Below are 24100 nucleotides of genomic sequence, written 5' to 3' on the forward strand. Positions count from 1 at the left end.
ACGTATCATTTCCTTACATCTTGTATACTTTTATACATAAAGTCCATTGCTTCTGTAACTTTTGTACCAGGATTAGATCCAAATAAATCAGGTGGCAAAATAACTACGCGGTTTTGTTTTACTGCCTCTAAATTTTTCCACGCTTCATTTTTCATCATTTCGCCTTCGAATGCTTTTTTCACACTTTTTGGATCTCCGTGTGTAATTAAATAAATCACATCTGGATTCGCCTCAATAATACGTTCTACACTTAGCTGTGCATATTGCGGATATTCTTTCGTTTCTGGAAAATCAGAAGCAATATTTTTTCCGCCTGTTTTTTCTAAAATATCACCTGATAAAGATGTTGGTAATGCCGCTAAATAAGTACCTGGTGCGCCATACACTAGCAATGCTTTCACATCGCTCTTTTTCTCATATTTCTTCATTTGATCATTCATTTTTTGATTAATTTCTTTTGCTTTATCTTCTTTCTTCATTACCGTTCCATATAATTCAATATTCTTTTGAATATCTTGTACAGAATTCGCAGAAGAAATGATAACTTGCGTTCCTTGTCCTTCAACCGTTGGCACATTCTTTTGGAATCCATTGTTAGCAACAAGTACATCGGGCTTTAAACTAGCAATTTGCTCAAAATTCGGTTGATGTGCATTCCCAATTACTTGTGCTTTCTTTAACTCCTCTGGAAGAGTTAATTTCGTATCCGGGCGACCTACTATTTTTCCACCTAAAGCATGAATAATATCCATGTCCCCCATACTTAATGTTGCAAAACTTTCTGGCACTTTATCGAATGTTACCTTTCTTCCTGATAGGTCGGTAATTTCGATTTTCTCTTTTCCTTTTTCTGTTTTGGTTGCAGACGCTTTTTCGTCCCCTTTGGCACTGCAACCTATTAACAAGAAAAAAATAGATAAAATCGCTGTAAATAGCGTAATAGATTTTTTCATTCCTTCACCTCTAATTGATAATGATAATCATTAACTACTATTCTACTTTAATTGATAAGGATTATCATTGTCAACACGAAACGCATACATTTTTCTACAAAAAACAAAAAGCGTGACAAAAAGATTTTTTCTTTTCGCCGCGCTCTAGTTAACAATATTATTCACATTCATTTTCCTCTAGCTGGTCACGCATCACTTTCACACGCTGAAAGAAAAAGAACGATAAACTTAAAAATATAACGATGCTCCCCATCATAACAAAAAATTGGATTGTCTCTTTTTCTCCATTCGGAATCAACAAGCCAACCATTAACAATGTACTTACAGCGAGAAGAATTTGTCCGAACCGAGTATAGTCTTCTATTTTTCCTTTTAATTCTTTCATTATATTCTCACTCCTCCATTTCACTGTATCATATTCTATGAAACTGAAAGACCAGTAAATACAGGCATTCTGGGAGATGTTTTCCAATAAAAAAAGAGCCGCTTTACTGCGGCTCTTTTTTAATCATTATTCACCTTTATATGCTTCCATATAAATTTCTTTCAGTTCTGAAATAAGCGGCAACTTTGGATTAGCAGTTGTACATTGATCTTCAAAAGCTCTTTCTGCTAATACTCCAACAACCTCTTCAAATTGCTCTTTATCTACTCCTTGTCCTGCAATACTCATATTAATATTTAAGCTTTTTCCAAGCTCAATAATTGCTTTGACGAGTGATTCCACCCCTTCTGCTGCCGAGCTTGCTGGAAGCCCGAGCATTCTCGCTATATGTGCATATCTTTCATCTGCCACAAAGTGCTCATATTTTGGGAACAATGCGTGTTTTCTTGGCTTAATAGCATTATAGCGGACTACATGCGGCATTAGAATGGCATTTGCGCGTCCGTGCGGAATATGGAATTCTGGTCCAATTTTATGTGCTAAGCTGTGATTAATACCGAGGAAAGCATTTGCAAATGCCATACCTGCAATTGCAGAAGCGTTATGCATTTTTTCTCTTGCTTCTTCATCATTTCCATCTTTATATGCTCTCAGTAAATATTTGAATACGAGATCAATAGCTTTTAATGCTAATCCATCTGTATAGTCATTTGCCATAACAGACACATACGCCTCAATTGCATGTGTTAAAACATCCATACCAGTATCTGCTGTTACATGTGGTGGTACTGTCATTACAAATTGCGGATCAACAATTGCTACATCTGGTGTTAATTCATAATCTGCAAGCGGATACTTTATATTATTTTTCTTATCTGTAATAACCGCAAATGGTGTCACTTCTGATCCCGTTCCTGATGTCGTTGGAATCGCAACAAACTGCGCCTTATTTCCTAATTCCGGATATTTACATGTACGTTTTCTTATATCTAAAAACTTCTGTTTAATGCCATAGAATGTCGTTTCTGGATGCTCATAGAATAACCACATTCCTTTTGCTGCATCCATAGCTGAACCACCACCAAGTGCGATAATTACATCTGGCTTAAAGCTTCTCATCATTTCCGCACCTTTAAAAACAGTTTCATCTGATGGATCTGGTTCGACCTCAAAGAAAACTTCAACTTTCACATCATTTGCATGCTTGTTTAAATAGTGCGCGACTGTATCGACATAGCCATGTTCAACCATTCCAGGGTCCGTTACAATAAATGCACGTGAAATGTTAGGCATATTTGCTAAATAAGCTGTAGCATGTTTTTCAAAATAAATTTTTGGTGGCAATTTGAACCACTGCATATTCTTTTTTCTATTTGCCAGCCTTTTTATATTTAATAAATGAGTGGCTGTTACATTTTGGGAAACTGAATTCTTTCCGTATGAACCACAACCAAGTGTAAGTGATGGAATAAATCCATTATATATATCCCCTATTCCACCTTGTGATGAAGGTGCATTTACAATGAGACGGCAAGCTTTCATACGTAACCCAAATTGCTTTTGCACATCTTTATTTGTAGAATGGATAACTGCTGAATGTCCTAAACCACCGAGGTTCAACATTTCTTCGCAATATGTAAATCCTTCTTCTAATGAATTCGCCTTCACACAAGCTAATACTGGACTCAGTTTCTCACGAGATAACGGATATGCTGCTCCGATACCTTGAATTTCAGCTACAAGCATTTTTGTATGTTCAGGAACAGTAATCCCAACTAAATCGGCAATATACTGTGCTGATTTCCCTACAATATCACTATTTACTGCACATGTATTTTCATTTATAACAAGCTTTTCTAATTTTTTTCTTTCTTCTTCTGTTACAAAGTAACAATTGTTTTCAATCATTTCTGTTTTAACATCATCATAGATTTCTTTATCGACAATGATTGCTTGTTCCGATGCACAAATCATACCGTTATCAAATGTTTTCGATAAAATTAAATCATTAACAGCTCGTTTTACATGTGCTGATTTTTCTATATAACACGGTACATTACCAGGCCCAACGCCTAACGCTGGTTTTCCAGTAGAGTAAGCTGATTTCACCATACCAGCGCCTCCAGTTGCTAGAACGAGTGCTACACCATCATGGTTCATTAATTGTTTCGTCGCTTCAACAGACGGTCTTTCAATCCATTGAATACAGTGTTTTGGTGCACCAGCTTTCATCGCTGCATCATATACTGTTTTCGCCGCTGCCACAGAACATTTTTGTGCGGAAGGATGAAACGCGAAAATAATTGGATTTCTTGTTTTTATCGCAATTAACGCTTTAAACATTGTTGTCGACGTTGGATTCGTTACTGGCGTTACCCCAGCTACTACACCGACAGGTTCCGCGATTTCTATTATTTCTTCATGAGAATCTTCGTGAATAATTCCTACCGTTTTATCTTGCTTTATACTATGCCAAATATATTCAGTGGCAAAAATATTTTTAATGCATTTGTCTTCATATACACCACGGCCAGTTTCTTCAACTGCTAATTTTGCTAGCGGCATATGTTGATCAACACCTGCTAATGCCATTTCATGAACAATGTTGTCAATTTCCTCTTGTGTAAAACTTTCTAATGCTTGTAAAGCTTGTTGACCATTATTTACTAGCGTATCAATCATCTTTTTTACTTCCTGCATTTCATTTACAACTTTCTCTTTGACTACCATGTAAATTTCCTCCTATTCTACTATCACGGTCCTTATATGTCCCTATAGGTCAAAATAAGTCCCAATTAACATAAAAAAATAGAGATGCTTTCCTACATGAATTTCATTGTTTGTGAAATATTTCACAAATTTGTTCGTGAGTAACATTTCCTGAATTCAATATACATGAAATCATTTCGTTTGTGTATGTCTATTTTGTGAAATATTTCACAAAATAATGTAATAAAAAAACGCACTGCTAATATAGAGCAGTGCGTTTTTTTATTATGCTAGCGCTTGTGCTAAATCTTCAATTAAATCTTCACCATCTTCAATACCGACAGAAATACGAATTAATGTATCTGTAATTCCTAATTCTTTGCGGCGATCAGCTGGGATTGATGCATGTGTCATTTGAGATGGAATAGAAATTAAACTTTCTACTGCTCCTAAACTTTCAGCAAGTGTAAAGTACTGCAATTTCTCAAGTACTTTATTTAATGTCTCTTCACTATCTACATCAAATGAGATAATAGCACCAAATCCATTTGCTTGTTCTGTTGCTAATTCGTGGTTTTGATGTGATTCAAGACCTGGGTAATATACTTTATTTACTTTTGGATGATTATTTAAGAACTCAGCAATAGCGCGTGAATTCGTTTCATGTTCTTCCATACGAATTCCTAACGTTTTTAAACCACGAAGTAGTAAGAAGCTGTCTTGTGGCCCAAGAATACCTCCTGTTGAGTTTTGTACAAAGTGAAGATCTTCTGCTAGTTGTGGGCTATTTACAACTACTAGACCTGCAACTACGTCACTATGACCTCCTAAATATTTCGTTGCACTATGAAGCACAATATCTGCTCCTAAAGAAATCGGCGACTGCCAATATGGCGTCATGAATGTGTTATCAATAATTGTTAATAAGTCTTTCTCTTTAGCAAGAGTAGATATTTTCTTAATATCAGTAATTTTTAGTAGTGGGTTCGTTGGTGTTTCTACATAAATTGCTTTCGTATTTGGACGAATCGCTTCTTCAACTTCCTCTAAGTTTGTTGTATCTACAAATGTATGCTCAATACCGAAACGGTTTAATACTTTCGTAATAACGCGGTATGTTCCGCCATACACATCATCTGTTAAAATAACGTGGTCACCTTTTGAGAACAACATAATTGTCGCTGTAATAGCAGCCATTCCTGAACCAAATGCAAATCCAGCATGCCCATTTTCTAATACAGCAATCATTTCTTCTAAAGCTGCACGTGTTGGGTTACCTGTACGTGAATATTCATATCCTTGATGCTTACCAACTGCTTCTTGTTTGTACGTACTTGTTTGATAAATCGGTACGTTTACAGATCCAGTTGAAGGTTCTCCTATGCGAATACCATGAATTAACTTTGTCTTTGCTCTCATTTTTTATTCCCATCCTTTGTATATGTCTTTACTTAAATAGCGCTCACTGCTATCTGGAAAAATGGTTACAATATTTGTACCTGGTGCTGCCTTCTCTGCCTCAAGTAAGCTCGCATGAAATGCTGCTCCTGAAGAGCTTCCAACGAGAAGTCCTTCTTTTTGCGCTAATTCTTTCACTCGTAAAAATGCATTTCGATCAGAAATCGTATGAATTTCATCAAAATAAGATGTCTTCAAAAATGGGGGGATAAATTCCAGTCCAATTCCTTCGGTCTCATGTGAACCAGCCTTACCACCATTTAAAATAGATCCTTCTGGCTCTACGATAACTGTTTTAATATCTATATTTTTTTCTTTCAAGTAAGATGCAGTCCCCATAAACGTACCGCCAGTTCCTGCTCCAGCAACAAATATGTTAATCTCTCCATTCAATGCGTCCCACAGTTCAGGTCCTAATGTTTTAAAATATGCACGAGGATTTGCCTCATTTGCGAACTGACTTGGAGAGTATGAATTCGGTATTTCATTTACTAATTCTTTTACTTTTGCAATTGCACCGGTCATTCCTTGCTCAGTCGGTGTATGCACGACCGTTGCACCTAGTGCTTTCATTAATTCTTGTTTTTCAATACTAAATTTCTCTGGTACACAAACGATAACACGTAAATCATGTTCTAATGCTGCAAGTGCCAGTCCAATACCAGTATTCCCAGCAGTCGGTTCAATAATTGTTCCACCTTGGGTAACAAGCCCTTTTTCTAGCGCATCTTCGATTAATTCTCTTCCTAAACGATCCTTAACGCTTCCGCCTGGGTTATAAAATTCAAGCTTTGCAAATAAGCGGACCCCTTTCGGAAGTGAAAAACGAGTAATTTCTACAATTGGTGTATGACCAATTAACTCATGAACTCCACGATATACATTCATCGTGTTCTCCCCCTTGTTTGCCAATAAAGAAAAGGCAACTGTATGTATTTTCTTTATATGAGACAGTTGCCTTTTTGTTACATTACTTTAACTCTTCTAACACTTTTACGATAAAGTTTGTAGAATGAAGAGCTGCTTGATCTAAAAACTGATCAAATGAAACATTTGATTCTTTACCAGCAATATCAGAAAGTGCGCGAATGATAACAAACGGAACTTCATATTGGTGGCATACTTGTGCGACAGCTGCTGCTTCCATTTCTACCGCATAAAGATTTTCAAATTTATCACGGATGGCTGCAACGCGATTCGGATCACTCATAAATGAATCGCCTGTTGCAATCATGCCTTTTACAACTTGAATATTTTCTTCAGTTTGCATACATTTCTCAGCTAATGCAACTAACGCCTCATCAGCTTTAAATCCAGGCGGCATTCCTGGTACTTGACCATATTCATAGTTAAATGCTGTTACATCTACGTCATGGTGACGAACTTCAGTGGAAATAACTACATCACCAACGTTTAGAGAATGATGGAATCCACCAGCTGAACCAGTATTAATTACTTTTTCAGGCTTATATTTTTCTAATAAAATTGTCGTTGACATCGCTGCATTTACTTTACCAATACCAGACTTTAACAAGATTACTTCATGTCCTGCTAATAGTCCTTTCGTAAATTCACAACCAGCAACCGTTTCTGTTTCTGCTTGTTCTAATTTGTCACGTAAAATACGTACTTCTTCTTCCATTGCTCCAATTACAGCAATTCTCAATCTAATCCCTCTTTCTATTGCTTAGTTGCCTCCATTACCCAAACGAAATGATTTAATCTCGTAAACGTTACATGGAAGCCATTGTTTTCAAAAATAGTCTGCATAACTGGAATACGTGTATAGTATTCCGTTTGCAAATCGTTTGCTAACTGGTGAAAACCTCTTTGTTTTGCTGTTTCAACAGTCTTATCATATGCATCTTGATCTGCAAATATCGTATCAGCAAACACTATTTTACCACCTTTGTTTAGCAATTGACTATACTTCGCAACCGCTACATTTTTTTCATCATCTGTTAAATGATGAAATGCATAGGTGCTTACAATGGTATCAATTGAATTTGGGACTTCAAACGAAAGAAAATCACCTTCTGTAATCGAAAATTCTTTTGGCAATTTCTCTTTTGCAATCATACGCATTTCACGCGACGGTTCTATACCGTAAACTGTGCGGCCAGCAAGTAATAATTTATTTGTTAAATTACCTGTACCGACACCAAATTCTAATACATTACCAAATGACTTGTTAACTACATCCTCTAGAATATCCTCATAATGGGCGAAAACTTCTTTATATTGTATATCCTCGCCTTGTACGAATGAGTCGTACGTATGAGCCCACTCATCAAATAAACCATTAAATTCTGTGCCCATAAAAATTCCCCTTTTTCTTATCGGTTTTATCAGTATGATATTCCCTCTTTCTAAAAATGTCAATTGAAATGTACATGGTATTTCCTTCTTTTCTTTGTTACACTATAGTTGATTACATAGGAGAGGGGCCGTCTTCATGTCATTTACCTTTGAAATGTTAGAAGATAAAGTAGAATTTTTTGAAGCGGGAGACTTAGCTTCTTTAGAACGAAAAATTAGTGAACAAATCGATAATAATAAAGCACTTATGCTTGAAGTTCATCACATCTCTCATCAAATGGTTATGGATCCTGAAAGCAAAAGACCGTATTATAGCGCGGTTGTTCATTTTAAATTAAAGAAATTGCGTTAACAAAAAAGAGAAGCTCCTAAGGAGCTTCTCTTTTTTAGTTTAGAGTTTGAACAAGTACTGGTTTCCAGCCCTCATTGTCTACCCAATCAATATTTACGTAATATCTTTTCCCACTTTGCTTATCTTGAACATCACCATAAGCTTTGCTCTTTCCAGTTTTGTCTCTTCCAACAAAATGGAATACTAATTGCTCTTTCGGTATCTCAACACCTGCAGCAATTGCACTTTGCATCTCATTCCAATCTGATGACCCTTGTTTAAACGTCATCGCCGGTGATGAACCTTGTTCTGTTCCTACAGCTTTCCAAGAAGGTTTTGTGTAAGCCTCTTTTGCCTTAGATACAGTTTTTTCAGCTGATACTTTCTCGTTAGCTTTCGCTTCTTCTTCAGCTTTTTTCTGTTCTTCTTCAGCCTTTAGCTTCTCTTCTTCAGCTTTTTTCTTAGCTTCTGCTTGCTCTTGTTCTTTTTCTTTTTTCTTAGCAGATTCTTTATCTTCTGATTTTCCAGCTTTCTCATTCTTTGTTGTTTGTTGAGAGACTTTCTTATCAGTAGAAGATGCTTGCTCTTTCGTACTAGGAACGAACAATTGATATGCTACAATAGCTACTAATAGTAATACAATAGCGATTGCAATATTTAAAACACCGTTTTGACGACGTTTTTGTTGTTTCTGTTGGAATCTTGATCCTCCTGCCATTCTCCAAACCTCCATGCAGTTTTTCCTAATTGCTATTGTAACATTAAATCTAGAAAGGTTGAACATTTACAATGATATTTTCATGAAATGAAGACATTTCACTATAAATTGCAAGATTACTTTTCATTCTCTAATTGATAGATTGCTCCCACCATATCTTTAAAAGTAGGTGTAACTTTATTCACTTTGCTATCAGTCTCTAGATCAACAACAACTAAAGCATATCTTGGATTCTCATACGGAAAATAACCTGCAAACCAGCGATTCACCCTCGTCCCTTTCCCCGTTTGCGCTGTCCCGGATTTTCCAGCGACACTTAGTGGCAACGAACGGAATGCCGTTCCTGTTCCTTTCTCCCTTGTTACAACGCCTCTTAATAACTCTTGTAATGTTTTCACTGTTTCATACGAAAGCTGTTTTCCATTTAACGTATGGCTCTCAAATGTAAAAAAATCCGCTCCATTTTTATATACTATTTTTTCAACAGCTTTCACTTCCATCTTTTCTCCATTCCTCGCAATCGTCGCCATCATATTTGCAATTGCTAGAGGTGATATACGTACATCTTTCTGTCCAATCGCTGTTTGTTCTACCGCTTTTTTATTACTTTTATTTTCTTCATCCCCCCAAATAGTAGTGCCTTTCTCTTCTGGCATTTGCTCAAAATGAGGTGTATGAAATACAGAACCTTTCCATCCAACCTTTTCATTTGCTCCTAGAGCTGCTACGTATGTTTCTAACACCGTCCTATCCTTTTGTAATAGCTCGTTACCTAACTCGGAAAATGTCCTGTTACAGCTCCTAGCAAAGCTCTCTTTAAAGTTAAGCGTACCCATCCTAACTTGCGGGTCGTTTTCACCATATAAATCTTTATTACAGTTAAATGTCCGATTAAACAAATTTACTTTTTGATCAATGACTGCAGCTGCAACTACTGTTTTAAAAACAGAGCCTGGAAAATGTGGCGTTAACATTTGATTTTCAAGTGTAGTTTTATATAAATTCTCATCCCTTACTTGTAAAGACGGCTTACTAACCATCGCTAATATTTCATTTGTCTTTACATCAAGTAATACTAATCCCCCCTTCTTTATTTCGTTTGCTTCAATCACTTCTTCTGCTTTTTGCTGCAACTCTTTATGTAAAGTAGTTTGAATCCTAACTGGATAAAATGGATTTCCTGGTGAAGTGTATTTCGCTTGCTTTCCGAAAATTGGTTCTCCTTGCCGATCTACTTGATATAATACTTTTGCCTCTCCATCAGTCAATAGAAATTCATCAAATGATTGCTGTAATCCTGAAATACCTATCGGCGTTTGTTTTGAAATTTTTTTCAATTCTCCATATCGCTTTTGAAATTCTCTTTCGTTCTCCCCTACATCACCAATTAAATGACTTATCTCTCCAGTTTGTTTTAATCGCACTTCAGCTGCTACAATACCTAATACATGTAATTCATTTACCTTCTCCATCTGTTCTCGTGTCACTCGAAATGGAGCAGTTTCTCCTTGTAGGGTAAATGCATTTTTGTTATTTTTCATTTGTCTTCTAATCTCTTGTCTCGACACACCAATGATATGCGCGATTTTCTCTAACATGTCATTTTTTATTTGTAAAAATGGAAAAATAATTAAAACAGGATATTTTTCCTCACCTATTTCTTTACCATTACGATCTATAAACTGCCCACGTCCATCGTCTACTGTAATGGATTGTGTGCGTTGCGTAACACTTTTTTCAATTAAATTTATTTTGCGATCAGTAAATGATTCTGTATCTATAATTTGAATTTGGATTAAACGACAAAGCAATAAAAACATAACGCTCATAAAACAAATTAAAACAATTGTAATTCTCCGTTTTATTTTCATAAAAAACACCTCGTCTATTGTAGTTTAGACGAGGTACTATTTTATTTATACAAGCTCCAAAACAAAAATAGATATTATATAAAGCTATTATTGTTTTTTTGGCTTCTCTAAAAATTTCGTAAGAAGCGATTTAAATTCAGTTTCATTCACTCCAGTGTTTTTAGCAACTTCAATTACAGTAGTTGTTACATTAGCCGCTACTTTTAAATAGTCCTTACTGAAATTATCCATTTCATTTCTTTTTTCTTTTGCATTCTCAACTGTTACAGAATCAATACAAGTAATCATCTTATCTACAATATGTAAATAATTATTTTGTGCATCTATTATTTTTTGAACGTCATCTTTATTACTTACTTTCGATTGTTTTAAATATGTATATGCTTGATTCACTTCATCTTTTAAAATTTTATCATTATTTTTCGCCTGTTCTTGTAACATATTCTTCATATCATCTATTGTTTTTTGATCCATCGAATCTCGCAATAAATAATCTGGATTCCCAATCGCATAATCGTACTTAATCGTTACATCTTGAAATATTTTCATCACAATAGCTAATTGATACGCTACATCAAAATCATTGAATTCCTTTTTATCTTGTGGATTTGCTAAGGCTTTTGAACTCTCAGTTGCTTTAATATCCTGTTTTTCTTCTTGCTTCACTTTTTCTCCCTTTGATGATGTAGTTTCCTCTTTCGTTCCGCAGGCAGCAAGTCCTAATATAGAGATACTACAAACCAATCCTGTAAAGATTTTATGTTTCATAATTAGCCCCTTTTCCCTTTTAAAACCTATATTCTCCAATTATGATATCAAAGTTTAAAATGTTTTTTTGACATTTTTTGTCGAATCACTCTAAGGTTTACACAATTTTTTCTATTCTACAGATAAAGTGAAACTTTAATTAGCCCTCACCAAGCGGGCGTTTACGAGCAGTCCGACGCCCACCTAACTTCTTTACTTCCGCTGAAGTTTGAGATAGTGGTCTTACTGCCTGGCAAATAGCGGGATAAAAAAAAGATTCTCCCGATAGGAGAATCTTTTTTTTTATTTTACAGAGACAATCTCTACTTGCATTTCTCCGCCTGGTGTTTGGATTGTTACTTTCTCACCAATTTGCTTACCTAATAAGCTTTTTGCGATTGGAGAATCGTTAGAAATTCTTCCTTCAAATGGGTCAGCTTCCGCGCTACCTACGATTGTGTACGCTTCTTCATCTCCATTTGGTAATTCTTTAAATGTTACTGTTTTACCTAATGTAACAACAGTAGATACTTCGCCAGTATCTTTAATGATAACTGCGTTACGAATCATATTTTCTAATTGTGTAATACGTCCTTCTACGAACGCTTGCTCATCTTTCGCTGCATCGTACTCAGAGTTCTCAGAAAGGTCCCCGAAGCTACGTGCGATTTTAATACGTTCTACTACTTCTTTACGTCTTACTGTTTTTAATTGCTCAAGTTCGTTCTCTAGTTTTTGCTTACCCTCTTGCGTCATAGGGTATGTTTTTTCTGTTGACATATTTTCCACTCCTTTTATATACCAATCCCCCGAAAAAAAGAGGAGTTCCATATGAAAACTCCTCCGCTTCCATTGTTAGCGGAGGTTTCTAGTACCCTTGCACTAGCGGAGTTGTCACATACAACCCCGTATTTCCAATTCTTCTTTATATAAAGAAGATATGTATGGAAAGTTGATATAAATATGCCCTCACCTATATATAGATGAGGTTGCATGTTTCATTGTATTCGATAGGAAGGGAAAAAATCCCTTCCTACCGTATATCTTTTACTATGCTATTACAAATTTACTTTTTGTTCAAGAATTGTTGCAATTTTTGTCACCATAATATCAATTGCAACGTGGTTTTGTCCACCTTCAGGGATAATAATATCCGCAAATTTCTTAGAAGGCTCAATAAATTGATTGTGCATTGGACGTACAACATTTACGTACTGATCAATAACTGAATCCATCGTACGACCGCGCTCTTTAATATCACGCTGCATGCGACGCAGAATACGAAGGTCAGCATCCGTATCAACGAATAATTTAATGTCCATTAACTCGCAAAGACGTGGGTCTTCTAAAATAAGAATTCCTTCTAAAATAATTACATCTTTCGGCTCAACTGGAATAATTTCTTCTGAACGCGTATGCAATGTATAGTCATATACAGGCTTATCAATTTGCTCATATGCAAGCAACTGCTGCAAATGTTCAATTAACAGATCATTATCAAACGCAAGCGGATGATCATAATTTGTTTTTAAACGCTCTTCCATTGGTAAATGGCTTTGATCTTTGTAATAATAATCTTGCTCTAAGATTAAAATAGAATGACCTTTAAAATGGTCAAAAATCGCTTTCGTTACACTCGTTTTACCTGATCCCGAACCACCAGCAATTCCAATTACAACAGGCTTATTCGTCCCCATTCGACTATCACTCTTTCTTATTGAAGTATGCTTTTGCGCATCATATTATTCACATACACTCGTTGATCCACTTTGAATTTCACGATTTGCAACGGATGTCTCGCTGCATCTAATTCGTTTCCATCCTCATCCCAAATTTTCTCCACCGTTTGCGTAAAGTTTTCTATTTCTGGTCCAAAGAACTCCACTTCATGTCCTGGTTTGAAATGATTACGTTGCTCAATCGTTACGATGCCCGTTTCTTCATTATAATCTAACACTAAACCAGCAAAATCATACGTTGTTTTCTTACTATGATTTCCAAACATTTGCTCTTGATGTCCTGGAACCCCTTCAAAGAATGCAGGAGCTGTATCACGATTTGCACATTTATCAAGCTCATCTAACCATTCTTGTTTAAACTCAAAGTTATCTGGATCCGCACAATAAGCATCAATTACTTTACGATATACAGTTGCTACAGTCGCTACGTAATGGATTGATTTCATACGTCCTTCTACCTTTAAGCTATCGATTCCGATTTCAATCATTTTCGGAATTGATAAAATTAAATTTAAATCTTTTGGACTCATCGCAAAGTGAGCATCTCCTTCTTGGAATAGAGGAAGCTCTTTTGCATCTTTATGTTGTGATACTGTTTGAACTAAATCATAATCCCAGCGGCAAGATTGGCAACAACCACCACGATTAGAATCACGCGCTGTCATATGGTTACTTAATGTGCATCTTCCTGAATATGCGATACACATTGCACCATGTACGAATGCTTCAATTTCAATATCCACTTTTTCTTTAATTTCTTTCATTTCTTCATAGCTTGCTTCACGAGCTAATACAAGACGATGTAAACCTTCTTCTTTCCAATACTGTGCTGCTTTCCAGTTGGATAGTGATTGCTGTGTGCTTAAATGCACCTCAACAGAAGGCGCTACGCGTTTACAAGTCTCAATGATAAGCGGATCAGCAACGATAATTCCCGTTACGCCAGCTTTTTCAATCCCTTTTAAATATTCCTCTAGCCCGTCCATATTTTCATTATGTGCAAAGATATTTGTTGTTACGTATATTTTTGCTCCATACTTCTTTGCAAACTCAACGCCTTCTGCCATTTCTTCTAGCGTAAAGTTACCTGCATTCGAACGAAGACCAAATTCTTGTCCACCTAAATATACAGCATCTGCCCCGTAATGGATAGCTACTTTTAATTTTTCTAAGTTACCCGCAGGGATTAACAGTTCAGGTTTCTTCACAATAACACGTTTGCCATCGATCACTCGTGAAATTTCTTGTACAGTCATTTCCTACACCCTCCTCGTTTAGTAAACCGTTTCTTTAAAGAAGAATCCTGTATCTAACGGACGATTTACTGGTTGCATTTCTTCTATTTCTTTATATAGATCATCTTTCACGTCATAATATGCATCACGATCTTCTACGCATAAATCAATCGCTTGACGATATTTCTTCGTTACTTCAATAATGTATTCAGAGCTTTTTAGTACACCGTCGATTTTTAAGCTATCAACTTCAGCTTCGATTAGTTCCTCTAATTCATCGATGAAACAAATATCATTCGGACTCATAATGTGAGTACCATTTTCATCTTCATAAATTGGATATTTATTGTTACGCTCTGGGTCATATAAGAACATATTCTCTTCATATTTTTTCTTTTCAATGTCAAGATTACGTCCTTGATACTCAAAGTAGTTTCCTACTAATGAACGCTTCGATTGGAACATACAAGTCATACCGTGAATTTGTACTTCTAGTTCCACTTCAGCATTTTCTTTTAAATCAACAATTTCATCTAAGCTCAGCTCACGAGCTAATACAGCGCGCTTCGCTCCTCTTTGTCCCCAGTAGTTACAAGTGAACCAGTTTGTTGCTGTCGTTTCTGTATTCCAGTGCAACTGCATATTTGGTGCTACTTCGCGAACAGCCATTAATACCGCTGGATCTCCGAAAACAATTGCATCTACATTTACTTCGTTTAAAAATGAAACGTAATCTGTTAATTCTTCTACTTTATCGTTGTGGAACATAGCGTTCATGGCTACGTATACTTTCACACCATTTTCATGTGCAATCTTCACAGTTTGTTTTACATCTTCACGTGAAAACTCCCCTGCTAAACGTAAACCAAACTTTTGCTCACCGATCATTACCGCATCTGCTCCTGCTTTCGCAAGAGGTTCGATATCCACCACCGCTCTTGGCGTTACTAACAATTCAGGTTTCTTCATACCTTGGTCACCCTCTCTTTTTACTAACAGCTACTCCATCACCAATTGGGAAAATCGTTGTATCATATCCTTCATGATTCATAAGCCACTCATTGTACGTCTTAATACGACGGATTAAACCACGTGTACGTCTGTTTTCAATTTTCTCTTTTGTCGTTACAAGACCGTGGTACATAACATTATCTGAAATAATTACTCCACCAGGATTTAATAACGGTTCATATAAGTCAAAAAAGCGACGATACTGTCCTTTTGCTGCATCAATAAAAATAACGTCAAATGTCCCGTGTTCTTTTACTTGTTCACCTGTCTCTAACGCATCACCGTAAATAACTGAAATACGATCTGTTACTGGGGAACGTTCTATATATTCAAGTGCTTTTTCATATCGCTCACGATTGCGCTCAACTGTCACAATACGTGAATTTGGAATAGCTTGCATCATACGAATACTAGAATAACCGATTGCTGTTCCAAGTTCTAAAATGCTTTTCGGTCCAATTAAACGTAAAAATTGCAGCATAAATTCCATTCCAAGTCGATCCATAATCGGCACATGATTTTCTGTTGCATATTCTTCCATTTCAAGAATTAATTTATCTTTCGGATCAATAAATGATAATAGGTACTCGTTAACTGCATCCTCCATAAATGGTCCTCCTTATTTACATGGAGAAGTGCCTCTATGACGTCTTTTCACACATAGAATGCAATAAAAATACAAGCCAGCTTTACCCTTAGCTTGTACGTCCCGTTTTGATATTAAAAACGATTCTTCTGCCAGTTTTTAACCCGATATATTTTACCACAAAAAAGAGGGATGTGCGACTTTTTTCGCTATCCCTCCCCATTTCACTGTTTTTTTGTAATGTATTTTTGCTTTAATGCATTATGCTCTTCTAATGTTTTCGCATAATACACTTCACCACTTGGTGCAGCTAAGAAATAATAATAATCTGTTTGCGCAGGTTCTAACGCAGCTTCCACTGAATGTTTACCAGAGTTTGCGATCGGCCCTACCGGCAATCCTTTTACAACATACGTATTATACGGTGAGTTGACCTTTAAATCTTCGTATAATACACGTTGCTTATGCTTTCCAAGTGCATATAATACCGTTGGATCCGTTTGAAGTGGCATACCTTTTGTTAAACGATTATAAAAGACACTAGAGATCTTTTGACGATCTGTAAAACCAGTTGCCTCTTCTTCAATAAGTGAAGATAATGTTAAAAGCTGATGAACATCCCAATTCTTCGCTTTCATTTTCGCCTCATTTTGAACAATGATTGCATTTGTTTTCTCAAGCATTGGAATTACAATTTCTTCTAACGTTGTATCTTTCTTATAAAACGAATACGTTGCAGGATATAAATAACCTTCTAATGGGTATTTAATATTACTATCAAAGATTTTATCCGTTAATAACTTCGGATACTTTTGCTGCATTTTTTGAATAAATGCTTTATCGTTTAATTGACGCGTAACATCATCTTTATTCCACTTTAGTTCTGTCGCAATCGTTTCTGCAATTTCAGTTACTTGCGCCCCTTCTTTAATCGTCACTTTATAAAGAGCTGGACGATGCACGTTGCCAGATGACATTTGTTCGATAACATCTTCAGCATTCATTGAAGGATTTAATAAATATGTACCTGCTTGTAAACTTTTCGATTTAGCCTTTGTATAAAAACTAAAAACTGTACCGTTTTTTACAGCGCCTTTTTCTTCTAAAATTTCTCCAATTTTACTTGTAGATGATCCTTTCGGAATTTCTACTTCAATCTCTTTTTTATTCCCGCTATCAACTGGTCCTAATGCGGATGAAATATACGCATAGACTGAACCACAAACTAAAAGCAGTGCAATAATCGAAAATAAAAAGATGCGTCTACGCTTCTTTTTCACTTGATTCTCTATCAAAACATTTCCTCCTTACTTAATTGTAGACCGTATGTACACCTTTCTATACAGCACGATGTAAAAACGCAACAAATTCACTTATCTTTTTTAATTGACACTTTATTTTTCTACAATCCGTCTCATTATACTACAAAGACTTACACAGTTTCGACAAAAAATCTTTCATTTTACATATAAATACAAAAAAAGATGGACTGTATGTCGTCCATCTTTTCAGTACTTATTATTCAGCTTCTTGCTCATCAGCTAGAGTGTTGAACATTTCTTGTACCATTTCCCACTCTTCTTCAGATTCGATTGGAAGTAAAGTTCCGCCCTCTTCTTCATTTTGCTCATAAGCCATTGCATCATAAATTTGGTCTCCATCTTCGTCTACTTCACCGATTGGAGAGAAGACTACGTATGATTTTTTGCCAAATTTTTCAGCGTCAAAAGTGAAAATAATTTCACATAAATGTTCGTTACCTTTTTCGTCTACAATTGTAATTTGATTTTCTTCCATTTTGGTCACCTCTTATTTACTATCTAAAAATCCTTGTAAGATTACGACTGCAGCCATCTTATCAATTACTTGCTTTCGCTTCTTACGGCTTACATCGGCTGAAATGAGTAGACGTTCCGCTGCCATTGTTGACAAACGCTCGTCCCACATTACAACGTCTAATTGTAACAGCTCTCGTAGGTTTTCTGCAAATTGTTGGCACGCTTCACCACGTGGGCCAATTGTACCATTCATATTTTTAGGTAAACCTACTACTATTTTGTCCACATTGTACTGCTTTACTAACTCAGAAATACGATCAAAACCAAAGTGACCTCGTTCTTCGTTAATCTTAATTGTTTCTAATCCTTGTGCTGTCCAGCCCATCTCGTCGCTAATTGCAACTCCGACTGTTTTTGTACCTACATCTAAACCTAATATCCGCATAAACTACTCCTCACGATGATGTTTCAAGTAAGACTTCACAAGCTCTTCAATTAACTCATCACGTTCAAGCTTGCGAATGATGCTACGTGCATCTTTATGGCGAGGTATGTATGCTGGGTCTCCACTTAATAAATAACCGACGATTTGGTTAATCGGATTATAGCCTTTTTCTTGAAGTGCATCATACACAGTTAAAAGTACATCATTTACATGGACACTCTGTTTTTCATCTTGAATGCTAAACTTCATTGTTTTATCAAAACCGTCCATTTCAAGCACCTCACTTATATAGTAAGTATAGGGAGAAGAACTTCTCCTCTCCCTACCATTGTACACTACTATCTCTTTATTTTGAAACAGATTTAACGTACTCTTGTACAAATGCTAAAGCTTCTTCGACTTGAGCTGGGTTTTTACCGCCTGCTTGTGCCATATCAGGACGGCCACCACCGCCACCGCCGCAACGAGAAGCTACTTCTTTCACAAGTTTACCAGCATGGTAACCTTGGCTAATTAAGTCTTTCGTTACACCTGCTAGGATGTTTACTTTATCGTCATTAACAGACGCTAATACAACAACTGCTGACTCTAATTTATTTTTCAGATCATCCATCATCGTACGTAAGTTGTTCATATCTGCAACATTTACTTTCGCTGCTAATACATTCACACCATCAACTGTCATTACAGAATCAGTTAAGTTTCCAGCTTCGATATTGCTTAATTTCGCAGCAAGAGATTCATTTTCTTTTTGCAGTTGTTTCACTTCAGCAAATAGACCATCAACTCTTGTTAAAATATCTTTCGGATTTGTTTTCATTTTTCCTGCTGCTTCTTTTAATAAACCTACTTGATCGTTCATTAATTCGTATGCAGACTTACCAGTTACTGCTTCAATACGACGAGTTCCTGCACCAATACCAGACTCAGCAACGATTTTGAAAATACCGATAGAAGCTGTATTATCAACGTGACAACCACCACAAAGCTCTAAGCTGTAATCGCCAACTTGTACAACGCGTACAACATCTCCGTATTTTTCACCGAATAATGCCATTGCGCCCATTTCTTTCGCTTCTTCGATTGCTTTTTGAGAAATCTCAACATCAATACTTTCCCAAATTTTTTCGTTTACCATACGCTCAATTTTTTCTAATTCGTCAGCTTGTACTTGACCGAAGTGAGAGAAGTCAAAACGTAGACGTTCAGAAGTTACAAGAGAACCTGCTTGGTTAACGTGTGTTCCAAGTACGTCTTTTAATGCTTGGTGTAGTAAGTGAGTTGCTGTATGATTTTTTACAATGCTACTACGGTTTTTCGTATCGATAATAGCTTTTACAGCCGCATCTTTCGTTAATGTACCTTCTTCAACAACAACTTTATGCAAGTTTTGGCCGTTTGGTGCTTTTTGTACGTCTTTTACAAGAACTTTCACACCATCTGCAAGAAGGTAACCACGGTCTGCAATTTGTCCACCACTCTCAGCATAGAATGGTGTTACATCAAGAATTAACTGTCCTTCTTCACCAGCTTGTAAGCTGTCTGTGTATTCGCCGTTTTTCACAAGTGCAACAACGTTACTTTCTGTTGCAACTGTACCGTAACCAACGAATTCGCTCGCTACTTTAATTTCTCCAAGGACACCACCTTGAACTTGCATAGAATCAACGTCTTGACGAGCAGCACGTGCACGCTCACGTTGTTTTTCCATTTCATTTTCAAAGCCTTCATGATCAACTGTCATGCCAGCTTCTTCTGCATATTCTTCTGTTAATTCAATTGGGAAACCGTATGTGTCATATAGACGGAACGCATCTACTCCAGAAATAACAGTTGTTTTTTCTTCTTTTGCTTTTGCAATTACTTCAGCTAAAATCGCTTCACCATCATGAAGTGTTTCATGGAAACGCTCTTCTTCGTTCTTCACAACTTTCGCAATGAAATCTTTCTTTTCAAGTACTTCTGGATAGAAGTCTTTCATTACTTCTCCAACAACCGGTACTAATTCAAACATAAATGGACGGTTGATGTTTAATTTCTTCGAATAACGAACAGCGCGGCGTAATAAACGACGTAATACATAACCACGGCCTTCGTTAGATGGAAGAGCACCGTCACCAACAGCGAATGTTACTGTACGGATATGGTCAGCAATTACTTTGAATGCCATATCTTTTTCTAAATCGCCATTACGATATTTTTCACCAGAAATTGTTTCTGTTGCACCAATCATCGGCATGAATAGGTCTGTATCAAAGTTCGTAGGTACATCTTGAACGATAGATGTCATACGCTCTAGACCCATCCCTGTATCAATGTTTTTCTTAGGAAGTGGTGTATATGAACCGTCTGGATTATGGTTAAATTGAGAGAATACAAGGTTCCATACTTCTAAGTAACGCTCGTTTTCTCCGCCTGGATATAATTCTGGGTCACTAAAGTCATTACCGTAAGCTTCTCCGCGGTCATAGAAAATCTCTGTATTCGGTCCACTTGGTCCTTCACCGATATCCCAGAAGTTTTCTTCTAAGCGAATAATACGCTCTTTTGGAACGCCCATTTTCTCATTCCAAATTGTGAATGCTTCTTCATCTTCTGGATGGATTGTAACTGATAGTAATTCTTTATCGAATCCGATCCATTTGTCGCTCGTTAAGAATTCCCAAGCCCATGTAATTGCTTCTTCTTTGAAGTAATCACCAATTGAGAAGTTTCCTAACATTTCAAAGAATGTATGGTGACGAGCTGTTTTCCCTACGTTTTCAATATCGTTTGTACGAATTGATTTTTGAGCATTTGTAATACGTGGATTTTGTGGGATTACACGTCCATCAAAATATTTTTTTAATGTAGCTACACCACTATTAATCCATAAAAGAGATGGATCTTCATGCGGAACTAGTGATGCACTAGGTTCTACTGCATGTCCTTTTTCTTGGAAAAAGTCTAAAAACATTTGACGAATTTGTGCGCCTGTTAGTTGTTTCATTGTATTTTCCTCCTTAAATATAAAAAACTCCCGTCCCTATAAAAGGGACGAGAGTTAACTCGCGATACCACCCTAATTATGAATTGATTACAATAACAATCAATTCATCACCTCATGGTGCCGTAACGTGGCAAGACGGCAGTGATTAGCTGCTCTCAGGATTAGCTTTCTGTTACCCTTCATTTAAAGCTTCTTTCAGCCATATGGAAGCTTCTCTCTATAAATGGACTGTAACGTACTTGTTCCGTCATTGATTTAATGTATTATATGACTAAATATAATAGAATTCTCTTAAGTTTGTCAATGTAGATAATCATTTATATTGTATTAATTGCTTATTAATCATAGGTATTCTACTATTCATTCTTAACAGCCTTTTCATATATTATGCGTTTATTAACAAATCGGAATCTCCTTATAAGAATGATTTATAAAAATTCCTAAATATTACTTTTTTTGCTACAATTAAATTATTGTTAATAAAATAAAGGAGCGATCACAATGACAACCTTACTTAGCAAAGCTAAAAACATATTAGCGACTGACGAAACGATATTATTTTACGCAGCATGTTCATTAGACATATTTATTTATCGTTCCGTCGCAAGGCCAGGATTGCTAATTTTAACGAACAAAAGACTATTCTTTTATGGGCCAGATGTAAGTAAGAATCCAATATTTGAAGAGTACTCTTTCGCAAAAATTTCTAATCTAAAAGAACAAAAGCGTCTTTTCAACAATCAAATTATATTTATGTATGATAACGAATGGAAAAAAATAAAACATATTCAAACAAATGATGTGAGCTCCCTCGTTCAAAAAATACACGAGCAACTTTCTAAATAAATATATGATTAGCCCTCTATTTCTTACATAGAGGGCTTCTATACTTACACATCTTCTTTTTTCAAGAGCGGTCTCACATGAACAATGACAGTGCGAATAACTGCTAAAACCGGAACCGATATTAGCAATCCTACAATCCCAGCTACCTCTCCCCCAACTAGTAAGGCAAGCATAATAATAACGGGATGCATACGAAGTGACTTACCAACGATGTAAGGCGATAAAATGTTACTCTCCACAAATTGCAAAATCGCAATCGTGATCCCCGCCTTAATAAGTAAACTCGTTGATACTGTTGCTGCAATCATTAACGTCGGGATCGCTCCTAAAATAGGACCGAAGTATGGGATTATATCCGTTACCCCAATAATAATGCCAAGCAATAATGGATATTTCATACCGATAAACCAAAAAGAAAGAGCTGATACTCCCCCTAATACTAAACAAACAAATAACTGTCCTCGAATATAGCTTCCAAGTGACTTATCAATTTCTTTCGCAAGCATTTGCCCCGTACCTCGCCATTTACTTGGGACTAGTTTCCAAAAGATATGATAAAACTCACCATAATCTTTTAATATGTAAAATACAATGAACGGTATTAAGAAAATAATGAGCAATGAATCGAGTACACCACGAGCTGTACTCATCACTTTATTTAAAAGCGCTTGAATCTTCGTTTCCACACCCACAAAAAGTTGTTTCACCTTTTCATGAATGAACGAAGGGAAATTCGCTGTTTGTTCTGTAACGCCATCCATCCACGAATCGTACATCTTTGTAAACTGGGGAAATTGTTCATTAATCTCTTGTAACTGTTTAATAACGACTGGTGTTCCTTTATAAATCCCATAACCAATTCCGCCAAAGAAAAGGATATAAATGAGCAAAATGGCAAGTGTACGGGGCATCCCTTCCTTATGAATTTTTTCAATTAAAGGGTGCAATAAATACGCAATAAAACACGCGATAAGAAACGGCGTGATTGCTACTTTAAATACAAAAATAATCGGTGCCCATAGCGGCTTAATTTTTAAAAAGACGAGCAGACAAAGAAAAACAAGTAACAATAATCCTAAACGATATATCCAAATGATTTTAAGATTCTTCACATGAAAAACCTCCTCCACCTTTATTTTGAAAATAAATGGGGTAGGTTATGTGCGAAACTTTTAAAATCTTTTCATACGGACCATACTGTTTTTTAAAGACGTACATATAAATAACATAACAAGGACAACCACCCCTGAGAATACAGCATGAATTAATATAATCAGGAGGGCTAATTATGGTTTTGTTTATGCTTGGATTATCAGCACTTTTTATGATTCTTGAATGGATTTGTATCGGGTTCGGTATTTGGAAGGGGTTCTTTATTCATTCCTCACGTAAAGAAAAAGCGAAGCAATTATGGCAGTATGGAATACTTGGCGTTGGCTGCTACGGTCTATCTTATCTTTTCTCAGAGATCGGACTTTTTTATTTGCATATGGGTGCATAAAAAAACTCCCTTGTCTACAAGGGAGTTTTTCAATTTATCGAAATGATTATAAGTAAGACTTAATCATCTTACGTGCTTTTTTCATATTGCGTTTTGAAAATACATCTTGTTTACGAGCATATTGATATGCTGCAGCTCCAACACCTAATGCGATTAATGAATTGCGTAGATTCAAAGTAAATCCCCCTTTTCGTTATCCGATCGTTCTTTCATTCTCATCAAATAAATCATCAAGAGAGCTTAATGAACCGTCTTCCTCAACTTGATGTGTATGGATTTTCCCCTTTGAAACCGATAATTCGATATAACAATTCCAGCAATAAAATTGGTTGACACCTATTTTTCCAATGTCTTTCCCTTTGCAATTTGGACAAATGAACATATGGCTTTCATCTCCTTACAGTCTCCCAGATTCTATTCGCCATTATGTCCAAACTGCATTCATTTATACATTACTGGAGCCTTTCAACGCTATGCGT

26 protein-coding genes and 1 other annotated feature are annotated in these 24100 nt (G+C 36.2%); of the genes, 3 read left to right on the forward strand and 23 right to left on the reverse strand.

The window, feature by feature from the left end:
* Positions 1-5 precede the first annotated feature (5 nt).
* From C3Y97_RS22085 to C3Y97_RS22120, 7 genes are all read right to left on the reverse strand, one after another.
* On the reverse strand, positions 6-953 hold the full coding sequence (locus tag C3Y97_RS22085) for an ABC transporter substrate-binding protein (RefSeq protein WP_000748457.1): 948 nt from the start codon (positions 951-953) through the stop codon (positions 6-8).
* A 157-nt stretch (positions 954-1110) separates the two neighbouring features.
* On the reverse strand, positions 1111-1338 hold the full coding sequence (locus tag C3Y97_RS22095) for a YrhC family protein (RefSeq protein ID WP_136363643.1): 228 nt from the start codon (positions 1336-1338) through the stop codon (positions 1111-1113).
* A gap of 126 nt (positions 1339-1464) precedes the next feature.
* Positions 1465-4068, reverse strand: coding sequence for a bifunctional acetaldehyde-CoA/alcohol dehydrogenase (gene adhE, locus C3Y97_RS22100; protein WP_136363644.1), 2604 nt, complete (start codon positions 4066-4068; stop codon positions 1465-1467).
* Positions 4069-4332: 264 nt separating this feature from the next.
* Complete coding sequence (locus tag C3Y97_RS22105) at positions 4333-5466, reverse strand: bifunctional cystathionine gamma-lyase/homocysteine desulfhydrase (RefSeq protein ID WP_001201908.1); 1134 nt, start codon at positions 5464-5466, stop codon at positions 4333-4335.
* Positions 5467-5469: 3 nt separating this feature from the next.
* The gene (locus C3Y97_RS22110) at positions 5470-6393 is read right to left on the reverse strand and encodes an O-acetylserine dependent cystathionine beta-synthase (protein ID WP_136363645.1); all 924 of its coding nucleotides are present in this window, start codon (positions 6391-6393) and stop codon (positions 5470-5472) included.
* Between the two features lie 82 nt (positions 6394-6475).
* Positions 6476-7171, reverse strand: a complete 696-nt coding sequence (gene mtnN / locus C3Y97_RS22115; protein ID WP_001217027.1) for a 5'-methylthioadenosine/S-adenosylhomocysteine nucleosidase — start codon at positions 7169-7171, stop codon at positions 6476-6478.
* A 14-nt stretch (positions 7172-7185) separates the two neighbouring features.
* Positions 7186-7824, reverse strand: coding sequence for a class I SAM-dependent DNA methyltransferase (locus C3Y97_RS22120; protein WP_000536323.1), 639 nt, complete (start codon positions 7822-7824; stop codon positions 7186-7188).
* A 136-nt stretch (positions 7825-7960) separates the two neighbouring features.
* On the opposite strand from C3Y97_RS22120, the gene C3Y97_RS22125 reads away from it, so the two are divergent.
* The gene (locus tag C3Y97_RS22125) at positions 7961-8176 is read left to right on the forward strand and encodes a YrzA family protein (RefSeq protein WP_000010984.1); all 216 of its coding nucleotides are present in this window, start codon (positions 7961-7963) and stop codon (positions 8174-8176) included.
* A gap of 34 nt (positions 8177-8210) precedes the next feature.
* On the opposite strand, the gene C3Y97_RS22130 is transcribed toward C3Y97_RS22125, so the two are convergent.
* The 13 genes from C3Y97_RS22130 to alaS all read right to left on the reverse strand — a co-directional run bounded on the left by C3Y97_RS22130 (position 8211) and on the right by alaS (position 21274).
* Complete coding sequence (locus tag C3Y97_RS22130) at positions 8211-8873, reverse strand: YrrS family protein (RefSeq protein ID WP_000897098.1); 663 nt, start codon at positions 8871-8873, stop codon at positions 8211-8213.
* Between the two features lie 116 nt (positions 8874-8989).
* Positions 8990-10744 (reverse strand): peptidoglycan D,D-transpeptidase FtsI family protein, encoded by a 1755-nt coding sequence (locus C3Y97_RS22135; protein WP_136363646.1) that lies wholly within the window; start codon positions 10742-10744, stop codon positions 8990-8992.
* An 87-nt stretch (positions 10745-10831) separates the two neighbouring features.
* Positions 10832-11512 (reverse strand): hypothetical protein, encoded by a 681-nt coding sequence (locus tag C3Y97_RS22140; protein WP_000680871.1) that lies wholly within the window; start codon positions 11510-11512, stop codon positions 10832-10834.
* Between the two features lie 282 nt (positions 11513-11794).
* Positions 11795-12271 carry a transcription elongation factor GreA gene (greA, locus tag C3Y97_RS22145; protein ID WP_000102591.1) on the reverse strand — a complete coding sequence of 159 codons (477 nt, stop codon included), beginning with the start codon at positions 12269-12271 and terminating at the stop codon, positions 11795-11797.
* A gap of 278 nt (positions 12272-12549) precedes the next feature.
* Positions 12550-13188, reverse strand: coding sequence for a uridine kinase (udk, locus tag C3Y97_RS22150; protein ID WP_000537078.1), 639 nt, complete (start codon positions 13186-13188; stop codon positions 12550-12552).
* Between the two features lie 17 nt (positions 13189-13205).
* Entirely contained in the window at positions 13206-14486 is a 1281-nt protein-coding gene (locus C3Y97_RS22155; RefSeq protein ID WP_000217974.1) for a peptidase U32 family protein, read from the reverse strand.
* A gap of 18 nt (positions 14487-14504) precedes the next feature.
* Positions 14505-15434 (reverse strand): peptidase U32 family protein, encoded by a 930-nt coding sequence (locus C3Y97_RS22160; RefSeq protein WP_136363647.1) that lies wholly within the window; start codon positions 15432-15434, stop codon positions 14505-14507.
* Positions 15435-15441: 7 nt separating this feature from the next.
* Positions 15442-16083, reverse strand: coding sequence for an O-methyltransferase (locus C3Y97_RS22165; protein ID WP_000389102.1), 642 nt, complete (start codon positions 16081-16083; stop codon positions 15442-15444).
* Positions 16084-16286: 203 nt separating this feature from the next.
* Entirely contained in the window at positions 16287-17357 is a 1071-nt protein-coding gene (gene mltG / locus C3Y97_RS22170) for an endolytic transglycosylase MltG (RefSeq protein WP_000572139.1), read from the reverse strand.
* Positions 17358-17580: 223 nt separating this feature from the next.
* Positions 17581-17859 (reverse strand): DUF1292 domain-containing protein, encoded by a 279-nt coding sequence (locus C3Y97_RS22175; RefSeq protein WP_000392247.1) that lies wholly within the window; start codon positions 17857-17859, stop codon positions 17581-17583.
* Positions 17860-17871: 12 nt separating this feature from the next.
* Positions 17872-18285, reverse strand: coding sequence for a Holliday junction resolvase RuvX (gene ruvX, locus C3Y97_RS22180; protein WP_001221193.1), 414 nt, complete (start codon positions 18283-18285; stop codon positions 17872-17874).
* Between the two features lie 3 nt (positions 18286-18288).
* The gene (locus C3Y97_RS22185) at positions 18289-18555 is read right to left on the reverse strand and encodes an IreB family regulatory phosphoprotein (RefSeq protein ID WP_000348590.1); all 267 of its coding nucleotides are present in this window, start codon (positions 18553-18555) and stop codon (positions 18289-18291) included.
* A 76-nt stretch (positions 18556-18631) separates the two neighbouring features.
* The gene (alaS, locus tag C3Y97_RS22190; RefSeq protein ID WP_071741128.1) at positions 18632-21274 is read right to left on the reverse strand and encodes an alanine--tRNA ligase; all 2643 of its coding nucleotides are present in this window, start codon (positions 21272-21274) and stop codon (positions 18632-18634) included.
* Between the two features lie 40 nt (positions 21275-21314).
* Positions 21315-21534, reverse strand: a binding site (T-box leader).
* Positions 21535-21775: 241 nt separating this feature from the next.
* Here alaS and C3Y97_RS22195 point away from each other — a divergent pair.
* Positions 21776-22120, forward strand: a complete 345-nt coding sequence (locus C3Y97_RS22195; RefSeq protein ID WP_000209578.1) for a PH domain-containing protein — start codon at positions 21776-21778, stop codon at positions 22118-22120.
* Between the two features lie 44 nt (positions 22121-22164).
* Here the strand turns inward: C3Y97_RS22195 and C3Y97_RS22200 are convergent, their stop codons facing one another.
* On the reverse strand, positions 22165-23232 hold the full coding sequence (locus C3Y97_RS22200) for an AI-2E family transporter (RefSeq protein WP_000793131.1): 1068 nt from the start codon (positions 23230-23232) through the stop codon (positions 22165-22167).
* A 176-nt stretch (positions 23233-23408) separates the two neighbouring features.
* Here C3Y97_RS22200 and C3Y97_RS22205 point away from each other — a divergent pair, with 176 nt between their 5' ends.
* Entirely contained in the window at positions 23409-23621 is a 213-nt protein-coding gene (locus C3Y97_RS22205; protein ID WP_000242535.1) for a hypothetical protein, read from the forward strand.
* Between the two features lie 46 nt (positions 23622-23667).
* On the opposite strand, the gene C3Y97_RS22210 is transcribed toward C3Y97_RS22205, so the two are convergent.
* Positions 23668-23796: a YrzQ family protein gene (locus tag C3Y97_RS22210; RefSeq protein WP_001053553.1), complete on the reverse strand. Its 129-nt coding sequence runs from the start codon at positions 23794-23796 to the stop codon at positions 23668-23670.
* A gap of 18 nt (positions 23797-23814) precedes the next feature.
* Positions 23815-24003, reverse strand: a complete 189-nt coding sequence (locus C3Y97_RS22215) for a hypothetical protein (protein ID WP_000469281.1) — start codon at positions 24001-24003, stop codon at positions 23815-23817.
* Positions 24004-24100: the final 97 nt, after the last annotated feature.

Source organism: Bacillus sp. DU-106 (assembly GCF_004799705.1).
In the GTDB taxonomy this organism is placed as follows: domain Bacteria; phylum Bacillota; class Bacilli; order Bacillales; family Bacillaceae_G; genus Bacillus_A; species Bacillus_A cereus.

Coding starts and splice junctions, on each gene's coding strand:
- ruvX (WP_001221193.1), bottom strand. CDS start 18,285: ATGCGGATATTAGGTTTAGATGTAGGTACAAAAACAGTCGGAGTTGCA.
- C3Y97_RS22175 (WP_000392247.1), bottom strand. CDS start 17,859: ATGGAAGAAAATCAAATTACAATTGTAGACGAAAAAGGTAACGAACAT.
- C3Y97_RS22105 (WP_001201908.1), bottom strand. CDS start 5,466: ATGAGAGCAAAGACAAAGTTAATTCATGGTATTCGCATAGGAGAACCT.
- C3Y97_RS22165 (WP_000389102.1), bottom strand. CDS start 16,083: ATGGAGGATGCAGTTAACGAGTACCTATTATCATTTATTGATCCGAAA.
- C3Y97_RS22130 (WP_000897098.1), bottom strand. CDS start 8,873: ATGGCAGGAGGATCAAGATTCCAACAGAAACAACAAAAACGTCGTCAA.
- C3Y97_RS22110 (WP_136363645.1), bottom strand. CDS start 6,393: ATGAATGTATATCGTGGAGTTCATGAGTTAATTGGTCATACACCAATT.
- C3Y97_RS22215 (WP_000469281.1), bottom strand. CDS start 24,003: ATGTTCATTTGTCCAAATTGCAAAGGGAAAGACATTGGAAAAATAGGT.
- C3Y97_RS22085 (WP_000748457.1), bottom strand. CDS start 953: ATGAAAAAATCTATTACGCTATTTACAGCGATTTTATCTATTTTTTTC.
- C3Y97_RS22155 (WP_000217974.1), bottom strand. CDS start 14,486: ATGACTGTACAAGAAATTTCACGAGTGATCGATGGCAAACGTGTTATT.
- C3Y97_RS22095 (WP_136363643.1), bottom strand. CDS start 1,338: ATGAAAGAATTAAAAGGAAAAATAGAAGACTATACTCGGTTCGGACAA.
- C3Y97_RS22205 (WP_000242535.1), top strand. CDS start 23,409: ATGGTTTTGTTTATGCTTGGATTATCAGCACTTTTTATGATTCTTGAA.
- C3Y97_RS22125 (WP_000010984.1), top strand. CDS start 7,961: ATGTCATTTACCTTTGAAATGTTAGAAGATAAAGTAGAATTTTTTGAA.
- C3Y97_RS22185 (WP_000348590.1), bottom strand. CDS start 18,555: ATGGACGGTTTTGATAAAACAATGAAGTTTAGCATTCAAGATGAAAAA.
- greA (WP_000102591.1), bottom strand. CDS start 12,271: ATGTCAACAGAAAAAACATACCCTATGACGCAAGAGGGTAAGCAAAAA.
- C3Y97_RS22120 (WP_000536323.1), bottom strand. CDS start 7,824: ATGGGCACAGAATTTAATGGTTTATTTGATGAGTGGGCTCATACGTAC.
- C3Y97_RS22135 (WP_136363646.1), bottom strand. CDS start 10,744: ATGAAAATAAAACGGAGAATTACAATTGTTTTAATTTGTTTTATGAGC.
- udk (WP_000537078.1), bottom strand. CDS start 13,188: ATGGGGACGAATAAGCCTGTTGTAATTGGAATTGCTGGTGGTTCGGGA.
- adhE (WP_136363644.1), bottom strand. CDS start 4,068: ATGGTAGTCAAAGAGAAAGTTGTAAATGAAATGCAGGAAGTAAAAAAG.
- C3Y97_RS22195 (WP_000209578.1), top strand. CDS start 21,776: ATGACAACCTTACTTAGCAAAGCTAAAAACATATTAGCGACTGACGAA.
- C3Y97_RS22140 (WP_000680871.1), bottom strand. CDS start 11,512: ATGAAACATAAAATCTTTACAGGATTGGTTTGTAGTATCTCTATATTA.
- alaS (WP_071741128.1), bottom strand. CDS start 21,274: ATGAAACAACTAACAGGCGCACAAATTCGTCAAATGTTTTTAGACTTT.
- C3Y97_RS22160 (WP_136363647.1), bottom strand. CDS start 15,434: ATGAAGAAACCTGAATTGTTAGTAACGCCAAGAGCGGTGGTGGATATC.